Genomic DNA, 14,162 nt, shown 5'->3' with positions numbered 1-14,162 from the left:
TAGTCGATGGTGTGAACACCATCCGTCGCGCCCTGTGCGGGCGCGTGGGTTGAAACCCGCGACGGCCTGGCCCTGTTCGACGAGGTGCGCGTCGCGCCCTGTGCGGGCGCGTGGGTTGAAACGGCTGCGCCCTTCTGCGCGGCCTCTTGGGTCGCGTCGCGCCCTGTGCGGGCGCGTGGGTTGAAACGCTTTGGCTGCCTGCCACGAGTAGCCGGCCTGCTGTCGCGCCCTGTGCGGGCGCGTGGGTTGAAACTACCCTGGGTGACACTAGCAGCCGCGCGAACCTGGTCGCGCCCTGTGCGGGCGCGTGGGTTGAAACACGCGCGTCATCGGCGGCGTGGACCAGCTGGCCGGTCGCGCCCTGTGCGGGCGCGTGGGTTGAAACCTCGCCAACGCCGTGCCGAGCGTGGCCGAGGAAGCCGTCGCGCCCTGTGCGGGCGCGTGGGTTGAAACTTCGGTGAGCGGCGCATGCCAACGCAGTCCGTGCAGGTCGCGCCCTGTGCGGGCGCGTGGGTTGAAACCCTGACTTGGGGGTATGGGGCATTGCCCCATGTTGGGTCGCGCCCTGTGCGGGCGCGTGGGTTGAAACACCGTGAGCGCAAGCGTGCGGTTGATCGGCGGGAGGTCGCGCCCTGTGCGGGCGCGTGGGTTGAAACGTAAATGTTGGTTTGTTTGCCCACCTCTTTGGTGCGTCGCGCCCTGTGCGGGCGCGTGGGTTGAAACCACTCCGGGTGACTGCTCAGCGAGGTCCATGGGAGTCGCGCCCTGTGCGGGCGCGTGGGTTGAAACCGCCCGGCCGTTGCCGCGCAGCAGCATGGATGCCAGTCGCGCCCTGTGCGGGCGCGTGGGTTGAAACGGGGCGCTGGTGGATGGCATCCGGGCCGAGGCCGAGTCGCGCCCTGTGCGGGCGCGTGGGTTGAAACTCCATTGCGCAGGTTGCCTTTGCGGTGGCCCTGACGTCGCGCCCTGTGCGGGCGCGTGGGTTGAAACCCGTACCGAAGCTCAGCACGGACCCACGGCGAGTCGTCGCGCCCTGTGCGGGCGCGTGGGTTGAAACGCCCCTGTTTTAGCTGTGGCAGCACATGGTAAGCGTCGCGCCCTGTGCGGGCGCGTGGGTTGAAACTGCGCTCCGGGCTCCCACGCCAGTCGCTGCTGAGGGTCGCGGCTTGTGCGGGCGCGTGGGTTGAAACTTGAACTTGGCGAGGTTGTTCTCGTGGCTCTGGTGTCGCGCCCCGTGCGGGCGCCTGGGTTGAAACGAGATCGAGCTGCGGGAAACGGATCTGTCGCTCAAGGTCGCGCCCCATGCGGGCGCGTGGATAGAAACGGCGTGTCGCTGGAATCCTGCGAGAGGACTGCGTGTTGGTGCTTGGGTTAAAACTGCTCCAAACGTGGATCAGTGACGCGCTTTGCGACGTCGCGCACAGTGAGGGGCGGGTGGGTGAGACTACCCCCTTACAAGGCGTAGGTCGGCAGTTCAACGTCGCGCCCTGTATGGGCGCGCGTATTGAAACGACGAGAGGCGTCGCGGCAAGATGTCCGTTATCGGTCCAAGCGCAGTGCGTGCGTGAATGCGGCCAACCGCCCGACCTGCCCCGCCCCACGCATTTTCGGGCGCTCTCACATCGCAGGCTCGCGCATCCCCATCCGCATCGCCACCCGCCGCTCCACCGGCAACCCATGGGCAGCCTCCACGTCCATCACCCCCTGCAGCCGCGGCCCGGGCGACGAGACCGGGCGGAACCCCAGCCTCGCATAGGCCGGCGCGCTCCACGGCAGGTCGGCGAAGGTGGTCAGCGTCAGCGCGACCAGGCCCTGCGCCGCGGCATGCGCCTGCGCGGCCAGGATAAGCCTCGTGCCGATGCCCCTGCGCTGCCATTCCGCGTGCACCGACAGTTCCCAGAGATGCAGTTCCTGTCCGAAGGCCTCGGCGTCCAGAAAGCCGACCAGGTGGCCGGGCGCTGCCTCGGCCACCCAGACGGCGCCCCGCAGGATGAGCCGCTCGTGTTCCGCACGCGCCATGCCGGGGCCGTCGGCCAGCCATTCCAGGCCGGCCGCGCCACGGAACAACCCGGCTGCGGATTGCTCGATGGCCGGCATGTGGGCCACATCCTGCAGCGTGGCGAGGCGTATCCGCACGGCGTGCGGCTGCACATGGCGCGGGGCAGCGGCGACCGCCATCAGGCCCGCAGTTCCTTCAGCAGCTTGCCCACGTCCAGGCCGCGGGCGCGCTCCTGGATTTGGGGCGCATAGCGCTGCTGCAGGCCCTTGGCCTCTTCGGCCGTGCGCGCGAAGGCGGACTTGAGCGCATCCGTGCCCAGGGTGCGGCCACCGGCGTAGTAGCGCTGCGCGACCTTGCCCAGAGCGTAGGTGGTGGCGAAGGAGAATGCGGACCCGGTGGCGGCGCTGCCCACGGCGCGGCCCAGGCCGCCCATCACCTTGCCCAGCAGGCCGCCGACCAGCTTGCGGCCGAACTGCTCGACGTACTGCGAGGTGAGGCCCACGCCCACGGTGGCCAGGAAATCGGTGATGTGGCCCTTGTCGAGCTCGTAGCCATGGACCTTGCCGATGCGATAGACCAGCCGCGTCTGCAGCGGGATGATGGCCATGGAGGCGAGCGACTGCGGCAGCAGTTCCAGCGCGCCGTTCAGGATGGCGGCATTGAGCACCATGGAATCGATCTCCGCATCGCTCACCGAGGCCGCGCGCTGGCCGGGCGTGCCCGCGCCGTCCTGCGCGGATGCGGCCGCCGCGCCGGAAGCCACGGGCGCCGCGGCGACGGCCAGCGCGGCCGGGGGCACGTCCTCTCCCTCCACGGGCGCGGCCCGCACAGGTGCGCCGGCCAGGGCATCGGCCTGCTCGGTGACGGCGCCGGCATCGGACGGCGCGATGGCCAGGGCCGCGCGCAGCCGCTCCAGGAACGCTTTTTCCTGGGCATTGCAGACGCCGTCGGCATCGCACACGCCCACGGCCATCTCGAAGGCCAGCAGGCGCTGCGCGGGCGTTTCGAGCGCGGCGACGGCGTCTTCCAGGCGCGCACGGCCGAGCAGCACGTCCTGGTAGGTCTTCATCAGATCGGCCCCGCTGGCGGCGCCCAGGGATTGGGCCAGCTCGCGGATGTGCTCCCGCTCGCGTTCGTCCTTGTGGTCGTCGGCGAAGGCGGCCATCAGGGCCAGGGTCATGACGGCGCGGGTCTGTTCAGGCTGCATGCGAAGGGATCCTTGTCGGTGACGGTGGAAGGTGGTGGGTGGGAGCGAAGGCCGCCGCGCCACGCGATGGCGGAGCCACGGCTGCCTGCCCGACAGAGCGTAGCCGGTGCCGTTGGTTCCCTCCGCCGGCAGCCCATGCCGAAGCGGTGTAGGCCGGAACCCCTTGCCTCCCCGCGGATTTACGCTCCTCGAACGATAGCACCGCAGTGCGCTGCGGCCGGGCCGGAACGCATGGGCGGTTGACTGACATCAAGCCCTCCGCGGCGCTCGCACAATACCTGCCGGCCAGAAACAACATCACACACTCTGCGTGCCGGCCCTGCGGCGCGCGCGGCCAGAAAGGCATCTTCTCCATGAGCACGCACACCCCTTCCGCGGCCGGCACGCCGCACCCCGAACCCCGCGCCTACACCGCCGAAGAGAAGCGCCACCGGGTCTTCTCGATCATGGCGGCCTCGTCGGGCAACCTCGTGGAATGGTTCGATTTCTACGTGTATGCGTTCGCGGCGCTGTATTTCGCGCCGGCGTTCTTCCCGAAATCCGATCCCACGGCACAGCTGCTGAACACGGCGGGCGTGTTCGCCGCGGGCTTCCTCATGCGGCCCATCGGCGGCTGGCTGTTCGGCCGCATCGCGGACCGCTACGGACGCAAGACCTCGATGCTGATCTCGGTCACCATGATGTGCGCGGGCTCGCTGGTGATCGCCTGCCTGCCCACCTATGCGGCCATCGGTGCCTGGGCGCCCTTCCTGCTGCTGGTGTGCCGGCTGTTCCAGGGCCTGTCGGTGGGCGGCGAGTACGGCACCACGGCCACCTACATGAGCGAGGTGGCGCTGCGTGGCCAGCGCGGCTTCTTCTCGTCGTTCCAGTACGTGACGCTGATCGGCGGGCAGTTGCTGGCGGTGCTGGTGATCGTGATCCTGGAGACGCTGCTGTCCGATGCCGAGCTCAAGGCCTGGGGCTGGCGCATCCCGTTCGTGATCGGCGCCATCTCGGCGGTGGTCGCGCTGATGCTGCGCCGCACGCTGCACGAGACGCAAAGCGACGAGAACAGGAAGAAGGACGACGCCGGCACCATCGGCGGCCTCTTCCGCCACCACAAGGCGGCCTTCTTCACGGTGCTGGGCTACACGGCCGGCGGCTCGCTGATCTTCTACACCTTCACGACCTACATGCAGAAGTACCTCGTGAACACGGTGGGCCTGCCGATCAAGACGACCAGCTACGTGATGACCGGCGCGCTGTTCCTCTACATGTGCATGCAGCCCGTTTTCGGGGCGCTGTCGGACCGCATCGGCCGCCGCAACAACATGCTGCTGTTCGGCGCGCTGGGCGCCATCGGCACGGTGCCGATCCTCACGACGCTGCAGCACGTGACGAGCCCGGTGGCCGCCTTCGCGCTGATCGTGGTGGCGCTGGCCATCGTGAGCTTCTACACCTCGATCAGCGGCATCGTGAAGGCGGAGATGTTCCCGCCCGAAGTACGCGCCCTGGGCGTGGGCCTGGCCTACGCGGTGGCCAACGCGATCTTCGGCGGCTCGGCGGAGTACGTGGCGCTGGGGCTGAAGACGCTGGGGCACGAGTCGGCGTTCTTCTGGTACGTGACGGCGATGATGGTCGTGGCTTTCCTGGTGAGTCTGCGGCTGCCGCGGCAGGCGAGCTATCTGCACCACGATCATTGATCGATCTGGCAAGAAGATCCTTGGCGTTGCATTAAGGCCGGGCGCTTGTCCATGCCCCGCCGCTGCTGTTCCAATGTCCCTCACTACAAGATCCTGGAGAGGGAGAAATGGCAGAACAGCGGTATGCCGATGCCATGCGGGCAGGCGGCAGTTGCCCGGTGGAGCCGGGCAGGAAACGGCCGGCGTGTGCAGGCGGGCGGACCACGGTGTGGCGATGGGCCCGGTCACTGTGGTGCACCGGCCTCTGCTGCGCCGCGGCCTGTGCAGTGGCCTCCGTGGAGCCTTACCGCCTGCTCACGGAGCAGGAAACGGGGGACGCGCGCATCGTCGTGCAGCATTTGCGGCAGTCGCCCGATGCAGGCTCGATGAAGGCGGCGCAACGATTGCGGCGGCAGGGGGAACGGCAGATGCAGCGCGGGAACTGGCCGGCTGCGTTCAGGCTCTTCGGCAAGAGCATGGTCCGCTATCCTGCGCCCGAGGCGCTGGCAGGGTATGCCGACGCCGAAATCCGCATGCTGGCGCAGATGCACGCCCGGCAACCCCGTGCGGATGCCACCATGCGCGCGGATGTGCGGCACGCGGTGCGCTTCTATGAGTCGTCGCTCGCGGCCGACACCGTCCTGGGATCCCTCCCGAGCAAAGAGCGCTCGCGGATCGAGCGCAATGCGGGCTGCCTGCGCGCGTTCATCCGGACGGGCGACCAACCTGCGTCCTGCGAACCCCTGCAGTGGTACGCCTCCGGGCGCTGAACGGGCACGCCCGTCCGAGCGTCAATCGCCGGAGCGGCCCCTGCCCATTTTCCACAGGGCGTCCGATACGTTCTGCCACGCCACGTCGCAGCCGGGTGACCCGCCTCCGGCCGGCCGCGGCGCCTGCAGGGTCCACCACGCGCCGGCCTCCACGCTGTCGATGACGGGCACGTCCACCCGGGGCTGCACGGCCTTCGCCATGCCCGCGAGCCCTGCCCCGCCCAGCACCACGGCCTGCACGCCGGGCTCGCGCGCCATGGCCTGGCACGCCCGGGCGAGCAAGGCCTGCGCTCCGGCGGGATCGGCCGCCAGTTCCGCACCCGAAGGGGCCACGGTGCGGATGACGGTCAACCGGTCCGCATGGCCCAGCGCCTGCGCGAGCCGCAGCAGCATGGCCTCCCACCGCTCCCCGCCCGTGACGATGCCGAAGCGGCCATGGCGCGCGGCCGCCAGGAAGGACGCCTCGGCCAGCCCGGTGACCGGCGCCGGGCTGCACTCGCGCAGCGCGAACAGGCCCGGGTCGCCGAAGCAGCCGATCAGCACGGCGTCGGGCACGGGCTGCGGCGCCGCGAGGGCTTCGGCCCAGGCGTCCAGGACCGCGTGGCCGGCGACGGCGTAGCTGGCCTCGCAGGCGATGTAGGGCGCGCCGAAGCGTGCGGTCACGGTGCGCACGGCCGCATGGGGGCCGGCGGCGCCCTGCACGTGGCGCTGTAGCAGCGCGCTGACGGCGGTGGAGGTGTTGGGATTGATGACCAGCAGCGTGCGCGCATGGCCCTGCGGCGCAGGGGACGCGCCGCTCATGCGCCGCCCCCGAGCAGTTCCACGAGGTCCGGGGCGCCGGCGTCCGGCGGCTCGAACGCCAGTTGCGATTCGATGCGAGCGAGGTGGTCCAGCATGCGCCGGCCGGCCTCCGCCGCGTCGCGCAGGCGGATGGCGTCGATGAGCGCGCGGTGCTCGCGGCAGCCGCAGGCGGTGGCCTCCTCGCGCGCCTGGGCATGGCTGGGGCTGTAGGCCATGAGGACGAGCGAGGTGCGGGACACGAGTTCGCTGAGGATGCGGCCCAGGGTGGCATGCCCGGCCGCCTGGGCGATGTGCAGGTGGAAGTCGCCCGAGAGGCGGATGGCGCGGCGCATGTCGCCGCCCCGGCGGGCCGCCTCCTCCTGCGCCACGGTGTCCACGAGGCGCGCCACGTCGGCGGGCGCGGCGCGCTGCACGAAGAGCGCGACGAGGCGCGGCTCGATGAGGCGGCGGGCCTCGAACACCTCGCGGGCCTCGTCCACCGTGGGGCGGGCGATGGAGGCGCCGCGCCGCGGCGTGAGCGTCACCACCTGCTCGCCGGCCAGGCGCACGAGCACCGGCCGCACCCGGGTGCGGGATACGCCGAAGGCCAGGGCCAGCTTGTCTTCCACGAGCTTGGTGCCGGGCGGCAGGCGGTGGTCCAGGATGGCGGAGACCATGCGTTCGTACATCTGCTGGTCGCTCAGCCCCTCGGCACCGCTGCCGGGTTCCTCACCGGGCTCCTCGCCGGCCGGCCAGGGCCTGGCCGGGCGCGCCGCAGCCCTGGCGCTGGCCGCGCTGCCGGAGTTGCGCCGCCGCGGCGGCAGGCCGGTGCTCATCGTGCGCGCCCTCCGCGCCGCCGCAGCATCCAGGCCAGCGAAAGCGCCGCACCCATGACCGCGAACGAGACCACGGTGGTCACCGTGCCCAATGCGTAGATGGCGGGGGTGGTGACGGTGGTGGTGAGGCCCTGCAGTTCGAGCGGCAACGTGTTCACGTCGCCGATCGCCTGGGAGGTCCGCGCGATCTCGTCCCAGCTCAGCGTGAACCCGAACATGCCGATGCCCACCACCGAGGGCGCGATGAGCGGCAGCACCACGTGCCGGAAGCCCTGCCAGGGCGTGGCGCCCAGGTCGCGCGCAGCCTCTTCGTAGGCCGGATTGAAGCGGTTGAACACGGCGAACATGATGAGCAGGCCGAAGGGCAGCGTCCAGGTGAGGTGCGCGCCCAGCGCGGAGGTGAAGAGGCCCAGCGAGGTGCCATAGCCCTCCAGCACCTCCTGCCAGCCCAGCCGCTCCAGCACCGCCTTGGCGCCGGTGTCGATCAGGCGGAACTCCAGCCCGATGCCGAGCGACACGATGATGGACGGCATGATGAGGCTGGCCACCACCATGAGGAACAGCAGGTTGCCGCCCGCGAGGCGCTTGCGGAAAGCCAGCCCCGCCAGCACCGAGAACGCCACGGTGCAGGCCATCACGGCCAGGCCCAGGACCAGCGAGCGGCGCAGCGCCGCGCCGATGTCCACCACGCCGAGGCCTTCGGCGAGCTGGCGGAACCAGTGCAGCGACAGCCCGCGCAGCGGGAAGGTGAGGCCGCCCTCGGGGCCCTGGAAGCTCAGGATGAAGATCACCAGCATCGGCCCGTACATGAACAGCACGAACAGGGCGAAGACGCAAGCGAGCGGCCAGAAGCTGGCCGGGCGGGGTTCGCGGGGACGGGCCATCACAGCTCCTTGCGCAGGTCCACGAGGCGGGTGAGGCCCCAGATGATCATCAGCACGATCGCCAGCAGGATCACCGCGTTGGCGGCCGCGAGCGGGAACTGCAGGTACGAGGTCTGCACCTGGATGATCTTGCCCACCGAGGCGATCTGCTGCCCGCCCATCACGCCGATGGTGACGAAGTCGCCCATGACGATGGTGATGACGAAGATAGATCCGATGACGATGCCGGTGCGCGACAGCGGCACGACCACGTTCCACAGCGTCTGCCAGCCGCTCGCGCCCGCGTCGCCCGCGGCTTCGATCAGGCTGCGGTCGATGCGCATCATGCTGTTGAAGATGGGCACGATCATGAACATGGTGTAGAGGTGCACGAACGCGAGCACCACCGAGAAATCCGAGAACAGCAGCCACTCGATGGGCGAATCGATCAGGCGCATCTGCATCAGCGTCTGGTTCACCAGGCCATTGCGCCCGAGCAGCGGCACCCAGGAGATCATGCGGATCACGTTCGACGTCCAGAACGGAATGGTGCAGAGCACGAACAGCAGCGTCTGCAGCCCCGCCGACCGCACGTGGAACGCCAGGAAATACGCCACCGCGAACCCCAGCACCAGCGTGATGCCCCACACCAGCAGGCTGAACTTGAGCGTGGAGAGGTAGGTGCCCAGCGTGACACACAACTGCCCCAGGTTGCCGCACCCTTCGAAGATGGACACGTAGTTCTTGAACGTGAACCCGGGCAGCAGCTCGTACTCGCTGAAATCCCAGAAGCTCACCATCAGCACCAGCCCCAGCGGCACCAGGAAGAACAGCACGAACACCAGCGTGAGCGGCGCCGCCTGCCACCAGGCGGCAACACCCTGCTTCGCCGGCATGCGGGCAGCAATAGGAGGAGAAACGGCAGTGCTCATAAGAACCCTGAACAGAGAAGCAACAGGAACATCCCAAGACCGCGGCACCGGGCGCGCCCTCCGGAAAGGCAGAGCCTCACCCATCAGAAGGCCGCGGAGCAGGCCAAGCCAGCACACGCCGTGGAACGGGCTTCACCCGGCCACCAGCGTGGTCCCCCTTCTCTCGCCGCGCGCAGCGCGGCGAGAGAAGGGGGAAGCGGCGCCAGCCGCTCAGGGGGTAGCCCTCATGCCGCAACGAACTCGTTCCACTTCTGGACCATGTAGTTGTTCTCGTCCATCACCGCGTTCCAGCAGGCGATGGCGCCCATGCGGGCCTCGTAGCTGCCGCCGTCGCGCACGGTGCCGGCCTTGGCGAGCACCTGGCCCTGCGGGCTCAGGATGTCCTTCTCGGCGGGCTTGCCTTCCATCCAGTAGGCCCACTCGTAAGGCTCCATCTTGGCCTTGGCGGTTTCCAGCACGGCGCTGTAGTAGCCCTGGCGGTTCAGGTAGGCGCCGGCCCAGCCGTCGAGGAACCAGTTGATGAACTCGTAGGCGCCGTCGAGCTTGCGGCCCGAGAGCGTGGCGGGCACGCCGAAGCCGGCCGCCCAGGCGCGATAGCCTTCCTTGAGCGGCTGGAAGTTGCAGGCGATGCCCTTGGTGCGCACGGCGGTGACGGCGGGGCTCCACATGGACTGGATCACCACCTCGCCGGAGGCCATGAGGTTGACGCTCTCGTTGAAGTCCTTCCACAGCGCGCGGAACTGGCCGGCCTTCTTGGCCTCGATCAGCGTCTTGATCGTGAGGTCGATCTCCTTCTTGGTCATGTTGCCCTTGTCGGGGTACTTGTAGAGGCCCATGGCCTCCACCACCATGGCCGCGTCCATGATGCCGATCGAGGGGATGTTGAGGATGGCGGCCTTGCCCTTGAATTCGGGGTTCAGCAGCTCGGCCCAGGAGGAGATGGGGCGCTTGATGAGGTCGGGCCGGATGCCCAGCGTGTCGGCGTTGTACACGGTGGGGATCAGCGACATGAACTGCGTGGGCGATTTCGCGAAGACCTTGCTCTTCTCGCCTTCGAGGAACATCACTTTCTTGGGTGCCGTGCCCTGGTCGCCCACGGCCTTGCCGGCGACGGTGCCCTGGGTGAAGAGCGTGGTGATCTTGTCGGCGTTCTTGATGCGCCTGGTGTCGATGCCCTTGAGATTGCCCGTGGGCACGATCTTCTTGAGCGAGAAGTATTCGGTATCGATCAGGTCGAAGCTGTTGGGCGCGGTCACCGCGCGCTTGGTGACGTCGTCGGTGGTGACGGCCACGTACTGGATCTCGATGCCGGTGTCGGCCTTGAACTTCTCGGCGATGGCCTTGTCCTGGTTCACCGCCGTGCCGAGGTAGCGCAGCACGATCTTCTCCTGCGCATGGATGGCCGGGAACACGCCCGCGGCGAGGATGCCCGCCGTGCCCTGCAGCAGCGTGCGGCGGCGCAGCGCCGGGCCATCGGCGGAGGACGGGGAATCGGAAATCACGTCGGACATGGATCAGCTCCTTGGTTGGGGACGGGGACAGGGAATGCAGAAGGGGAAGGCGGGCCGGCCGGTCAGTGCGGCGCGGGGCCCAGCGGGTGGGCGATATCGGCGGTCCAGTGCAGCAGGGCCGCGTCCCCCACCTGCCAGGGACGCGCGGCGAAGGCCTGCTCGGACACCATGGCCGAATAGGCGGCGGTCGCGGTGGCGGGGCCGGCCTGCGCGCCGGCGCCCGGCAGCGCGGGCGGAACCTCGTCCCGCAGTCCGATGAGCACGTGCGTGCCCTGGTATTCGACGTCCGTCACGCGGGCCGCGAGGTGCATGCCGCCTGCGGGCAGCGGCGTGCCGGGCGGATCGATGCGGATGCGGTCGGTGCGCACGCCCACGGGACCGGCGGGGGTGGCCAGTACGTTGTGGCCGCCCATGAAGCGCGCGACGAATTCGCTGGCGGGGCGGTTGTAGATGTCGTGCGGCGAGCCGGCCTGCTCGATGCGGCCGTGGTTCATCACCACCATGGTGTCGGCCAGGGCCATGGCCTCTTCCTGCGAATGCGTGACGTGGATGAAGGTCAGGCCCAGCTCCTTCTGCCAGCGCCGCAGCTCGGCGCGCATCTGCACGCGCAGGAACGGATCGAGCGCGGACAGCGGCTCGTCGAGCAGCAGCACGCGCGGCTCGGTAATGAGCGCGCGCGCCAGCGCCACGCGCTGCTGCTGCCCGCCGGAAAGCTCGCCCGGCTTGCGCTGGGCCAGATGGCCCATGGCCACGCGCTCCAGCAGGTCCTGCGCGCGCCGGTGGCGCTCGGCACGGCCGACGCACTTCATCTTGAGGCTGAAGGCCACGTTGTCCAGCGCCGTGAGGTGCGGGAACAGGGCGAAGCTCTGGAACATCATGGCCGTGCCGCGCGCGGCGGCGGGCAGGTCGGTGATGTTGCGGTTGTCGAGCAGCACGTCGCCGCTGGTGACCGACTCGTGCCCGGCGATCATGCGCAGCGTGGTGCTCTTGCCGCACCCCGACGGGCCCAGCAGGCAGCAGTAGCTGCCGCTCGCGATGCGCAGGTCGATGCCATCGACCGCGGGCTGGCCGGAGGCATAGCGCTTGGTCAGCGCGACGATCTCGATGGCGGCGGGTGCCGGAGCAAGGGTGGGGGCGTCCATGCGCTGGCAGTACGCAAACCGCATGCCAGCGCCGCATACGGTTTGCGCACCGTTTTGTATACAAATCACGCCACCCAACTGCATGCCACGCACCAGGGTGGCGGCGCACGCACCGGGAATGGGCGGGGAACGGGCGAAGCCGGCGCCAGGCGGGGGCGCCCCGCCGCTTCGCGGGGCGGCACGCGGCTTCGGGTCGGGAGCCCGGCGGGCAGGGCCGCGCGGCGATCATCGCGCCCAACAGTACAGCGGGGGCGGCGTACCGCTCCTGCAGACCCGATTGGAGCTTCCCATGACCGATGTCCGGTTCAGACATTCCACCGGCGTGGCGCCTGCCGCGGCACGCCACTCCACCTTCGCTCCCGAATCCGCGCCCGAGCGCCCGCGTTCCGTTTTGTCCAGCAGCACCGGCCTGTTCGGGCGCGGCGGCATGCAGGCCGCGCACGGTGGTGCCGGCATGCAACCCCGCTCCGCGCTGCCCGGCATGGCGCAGCACGGGCATGCCAGCCGGGGCTTCCACCCCGGTGCGGCCCTGCACGGGCCGGCGCACGGCTTCGGGCATGCCGCCCACCTGCAGCCGCCCGCGCACATGCCGCCGCCGATGCATTTCCAGGCTTTCCAGCCGCCTGCCTACGCCGCGCCGCACTACGGGATGGGCCACGGGGGCCACGCGGCCTACCCGACGGCGGGCCATGCGCTGCCGGCGTTCCAGCAATTCAACCCGCACCATCTGGCGCAGCAGAGCAGCGCCTTCCACTACCAGGCGCCGGCGCACGGCGTGGGGGCTTCGGGTGGGCGGTCGCTCAACTCCTTCATCTACGGCGCATCGATGCTGCAGTCCACGCTGATGTCGCCCATGGCGGCGCTGGATTACTTCTCGCACCGGCTGAACCCGTTCTCCGCATTCAGCACTTTCGTGAGCTTCCCCCACTTCTTCTGAGGAAAGGCCCCGCCCCATGGACGCCACCACCGCGCCGGATGCCCCGGCCCGCACCGCCCTGCCCGCTTTCGTGATGCCGCCGGACAGCCCCGGCGAACCCTTCGACGCGCGGGCGCTGCTCGCGCGCTACGTGCTGCGCGATTTCAGCCAGGCCGTGGCGGAGGTGGAGCAGGCGCTGCTGGCTTCGCAGGGCGATGGGGCCAACGCTTCGGCAGAGGCGCCCGGCGAGGAAGCCCGCCGGGAATTCGCGCGCCAGTTCGTCGCCGGGGCCTGGCTCAACCGCCACAACCCTGGCTGGGATCCGCGCCGGCCCGAAACGCACCAGCCCCTGCCGGACGACCCGCTGGTGGCACTGCTGCAGGAGATGGCCGGCCGCGAGGCCGGCGCCACGGCCTGATCAGTCGCGCTGGCGCGAAACGCCGGCCTGCTCGAAGCTCGCCATCTCGCGCAGGATCGCGCAGGCGGAAACGAGCAGCGGCCACGCCAGCGCCGCGCCCGAGCCCTCGCCCAGGCGCAGGCCCAGGTCCAGCAGCGGCTCGGCGCCCAGCGCCGCGAGCAGGTGCGCATGCCCCGGCTCGCCGGAGCGGTGCGAGAACACGCAGCAGTCCAGCACGGCCGGATCGATCCGGCTGGCCACCAGCACCGCGGCGCTGGTGATGAAGCCATCGACCACGACCACGCGGCGCTCCGCCGCGGCCTGCAGCACGGCGCCCGCGAGGGTCGCCACCTCCAGCCCGCCCAGGGCGGCCAGCGCATCGAGCGGCGCGGTGGCGGCAGCATTGGCCTCCAGCGCCTGCCGCAACACGGCCCGCTTGCGCGCGATGCCGTCGGCGTCCAGACCGGTGCCGGCCCCGGTGCAGTCCTCCAGCGCGATGCCGCACAGGCGCGCGAGCAGCAGGCTGGCCACCGAGGTGTTGCCGATGCCCATCTCTCCCAGCAGCAGCGCATTGCCCGGCAGGGCGCGGACGATGGAGCGGCCGTTCTCCACGGCCTGGGCGCACTGCTGCGCCGTCATGGCGGGGCCCGCCGACGCATCGGCGGTGCCGGCCGCCACCCGGCAGTGGCTCAGCAGGCGCGGCATGCCCGGGGCACCGTCGCGCGGCGGGACGGGTGCCGCCACGCCGCAGTCGGCCACCGTGAGGGCCAGCCCGTGCTGGCGCGCGAGCACGCTCACCGCCGCGCCGCCCGCCAGGAAGTTCTCCACCATCTGGGCGGTGACCTCGCTGGGATAGGCCGAGACGCCGCGCGCGGCGATGCCGTGGTCCGCCGCGCAGACCAGCATCTGCGGAGCGTTCAGTTCCGGCGACTCGGTGCCGAGGATGCAGCCGATGCGCACGGCCAGCGCTTCGAGCCGGCCGAGCGCGCCCAGCGGCTTGGTCTTGTGGTCCATGCGGTGGCGCAGGCGCGCGGCCAGGGCAGCATCTTCGGGCCGTGCCGTGGCAGCGGCCGGGGTGGAGGACTTCGTGGTCATGGAGGGGCTTTCGGGTTCCAGGAAACGCACCGCGGCCGGGCGCGGTGCCGCGA

The 14,162-nt window shown here is 70.2% G+C and carries 13 protein-coding genes and 1 CRISPR repeat array (1 of these 14 only partly in view); of the genes, 4 read left to right on the top strand and 9 right to left on the bottom strand.

Features of this window, described 5'->3' with window-relative positions; genetic code table 11:
• Window positions 1-1,324: a CRISPR direct-repeat array (repeat unit 32 nt; unit sequence GTCGCGCCCTGTGCGGGCGCGTGGGTTGAAAC) (it extends 44 nt beyond the left edge of the window).
• Window positions 1,325-1,617: 293 nt separating this feature from the next.
• Complete coding sequence (locus tag ACAV_RS07900; protein ID WP_013594045.1) at window positions 1,618-2,178, bottom strand: GNAT family N-acetyltransferase; 561 nt, start codon at window positions 2,176-2,178, stop codon at window positions 1,618-1,620.
• A complete protein-coding gene (locus tag ACAV_RS07895) occupies window positions 2,178-3,206 on the bottom strand; it encodes a YcjF family protein (protein ID WP_013594044.1) in 1,029 nt (342 codons plus the stop codon). The genes ACAV_RS07900 and ACAV_RS07895 overlap by 1 nt, the downstream gene beginning before the upstream one ends.
• Before the next feature lie 353 nt (window positions 3,207-3,559).
• Here ACAV_RS07895 and ACAV_RS07890 point away from each other — a divergent pair, with 353 nt between their 5' ends.
• Together ACAV_RS07890 and ACAV_RS07885 are read left to right on the top strand one after the other, a co-directional pair.
• Window positions 3,560-4,888: an MFS family transporter gene (locus tag ACAV_RS07890; protein ID WP_013594043.1), complete on the top strand. Its 1,329-nt coding sequence runs from the start codon at window positions 3,560-3,562 to the stop codon at window positions 4,886-4,888.
• A 275-nt stretch (window positions 4,889-5,163) separates the two neighbouring features.
• On the top strand, window positions 5,164-5,637 hold the full coding sequence (locus ACAV_RS07885; protein WP_225981550.1) for a hypothetical protein: 474 nt from the start codon (window positions 5,164-5,166) through the stop codon (window positions 5,635-5,637).
• Window positions 5,638-5,658: 21 nt separating this feature from the next.
• Here the strand turns inward: ACAV_RS07885 and ACAV_RS07880 are convergent, their stop codons facing one another.
• The 6 genes from ACAV_RS07880 to ACAV_RS07855 form a co-directional block, all read right to left on the bottom strand.
• Window positions 5,659-6,438 (bottom strand): aspartate/glutamate racemase family protein, encoded by a 780-nt coding sequence (locus tag ACAV_RS07880; protein WP_013594041.1) that lies wholly within the window; start codon window positions 6,436-6,438, stop codon window positions 5,659-5,661.
• On the bottom strand, window positions 6,435-7,253 hold the full coding sequence (locus tag ACAV_RS07875; RefSeq protein WP_013594040.1) for a GntR family transcriptional regulator: 819 nt from the start codon (window positions 7,251-7,253) through the stop codon (window positions 6,435-6,437). The genes ACAV_RS07880 and ACAV_RS07875 overlap by 4 nt, the downstream gene beginning before the upstream one ends.
• On the bottom strand, window positions 7,250-8,137 hold the full coding sequence (locus tag ACAV_RS07870) for an ABC transporter permease (protein WP_013594039.1): 888 nt from the start codon (window positions 8,135-8,137) through the stop codon (window positions 7,250-7,252). The genes ACAV_RS07875 and ACAV_RS07870 overlap by 4 nt, the downstream gene beginning before the upstream one ends.
• On the bottom strand, window positions 8,137-9,012 hold the full coding sequence (locus tag ACAV_RS07865; protein WP_013594038.1) for an ABC transporter permease: 876 nt from the start codon (window positions 9,010-9,012) through the stop codon (window positions 8,137-8,139). Before ACAV_RS07865 ends, ACAV_RS07870 begins: the two co-directional genes overlap by 1 nt.
• Window positions 9,013-9,272: 260 nt before the next feature.
• Entirely contained in the window at window positions 9,273-10,559 is a 1,287-nt protein-coding gene (locus ACAV_RS07860; RefSeq protein ID WP_013594037.1) for an ABC transporter substrate-binding protein, read from the bottom strand.
• A gap of 62 nt (window positions 10,560-10,621) precedes the next feature.
• Window positions 10,622-11,701, bottom strand: coding sequence for an ABC transporter ATP-binding protein (locus ACAV_RS07855; RefSeq protein ID WP_041828641.1), 1,080 nt, complete (start codon window positions 11,699-11,701; stop codon window positions 10,622-10,624).
• 289 nt (window positions 11,702-11,990) lie between these two features.
• Between ACAV_RS07855 and ACAV_RS07850 the strand changes: the two genes are divergently transcribed.
• Window positions 11,991-12,638 carry a hypothetical protein gene (locus tag ACAV_RS07850; protein ID WP_013594035.1) on the top strand — a complete coding sequence of 216 codons (648 nt, stop codon included), beginning with the start codon at window positions 11,991-11,993 and terminating at the stop codon, window positions 12,636-12,638.
• A 16-nt stretch (window positions 12,639-12,654) separates the two neighbouring features.
• A complete protein-coding gene (locus ACAV_RS07845; protein WP_013594034.1) occupies window positions 12,655-13,035 on the top strand; it encodes a hypothetical protein in 381 nt (126 codons plus the stop codon).
• Here ACAV_RS07845 and cobT read toward each other — a convergent pair whose 3' ends face one another.
• Window positions 13,036-14,109, bottom strand: coding sequence for a nicotinate-nucleotide--dimethylbenzimidazole phosphoribosyltransferase (gene cobT / locus ACAV_RS07840; protein WP_041829053.1), 1,074 nt, complete (start codon window positions 14,107-14,109; stop codon window positions 13,036-13,038).
• Between the last annotated feature and the right edge of the window lie 53 nt (window positions 14,110-14,162).

Origin of the sequence: Paracidovorax avenae ATCC 19860, from assembly GCF_000176855.2 — a bacterium.
GTDB classification, from domain to species: domain Bacteria; phylum Pseudomonadota; class Gammaproteobacteria; order Burkholderiales; family Burkholderiaceae_C; genus Paracidovorax; species Paracidovorax avenae.
The sequence above is the reverse complement of the archived record's forward strand: the minus strand, read 5'-3'. Positions and strand labels throughout refer to the sequence as shown.

Coding starts and splice junctions, on each gene's coding strand:
- ACAV_RS07900 (WP_013594045.1), bottom strand. CDS start 2,178: ATGGCGGTCGCCGCTGCCCCGCGCCATGTGCAGCCGCACGCCGTGCGG.
- ACAV_RS07895 (WP_013594044.1), bottom strand. CDS start 3,206: ATGCAGCCTGAACAGACCCGCGCCGTCATGACCCTGGCCCTGATGGCC.
- ACAV_RS07890 (WP_013594043.1), top strand. CDS start 3,560: ATGAGCACGCACACCCCTTCCGCGGCCGGCACGCCGCACCCCGAACCC.
- ACAV_RS07880 (WP_013594041.1), bottom strand. CDS start 6,438: ATGAGCGGCGCGTCCCCTGCGCCGCAGGGCCATGCGCGCACGCTGCTG.
- ACAV_RS07875 (WP_013594040.1), bottom strand. CDS start 7,253: ATGAGCACCGGCCTGCCGCCGCGGCGGCGCAACTCCGGCAGCGCGGCC.
- ACAV_RS07870 (WP_013594039.1), bottom strand. CDS start 8,137: ATGGCCCGTCCCCGCGAACCCCGCCCGGCCAGCTTCTGGCCGCTCGCT.
- ACAV_RS07865 (WP_013594038.1), bottom strand. CDS start 9,012: ATGCCGGCGAAGCAGGGTGTTGCCGCCTGGTGGCAGGCGGCGCCGCTC.
- ACAV_RS07860 (WP_013594037.1), bottom strand. CDS start 10,559: ATGTCCGACGTGATTTCCGATTCCCCGTCCTCCGCCGATGGCCCGGCG.
- ACAV_RS07855 (WP_041828641.1), bottom strand. CDS start 11,701: ATGGACGCCCCCACCCTTGCTCCGGCACCCGCCGCCATCGAGATCGTC.
- ACAV_RS07850 (WP_013594035.1), top strand. CDS start 11,991: ATGACCGATGTCCGGTTCAGACATTCCACCGGCGTGGCGCCTGCCGCG.
- ACAV_RS07845 (WP_013594034.1), top strand. CDS start 12,655: ATGGACGCCACCACCGCGCCGGATGCCCCGGCCCGCACCGCCCTGCCC.
- cobT (WP_041829053.1), bottom strand. CDS start 14,109: ATGACCACGAAGTCCTCCACCCCGGCCGCTGCCACGGCACGGCCCGAA.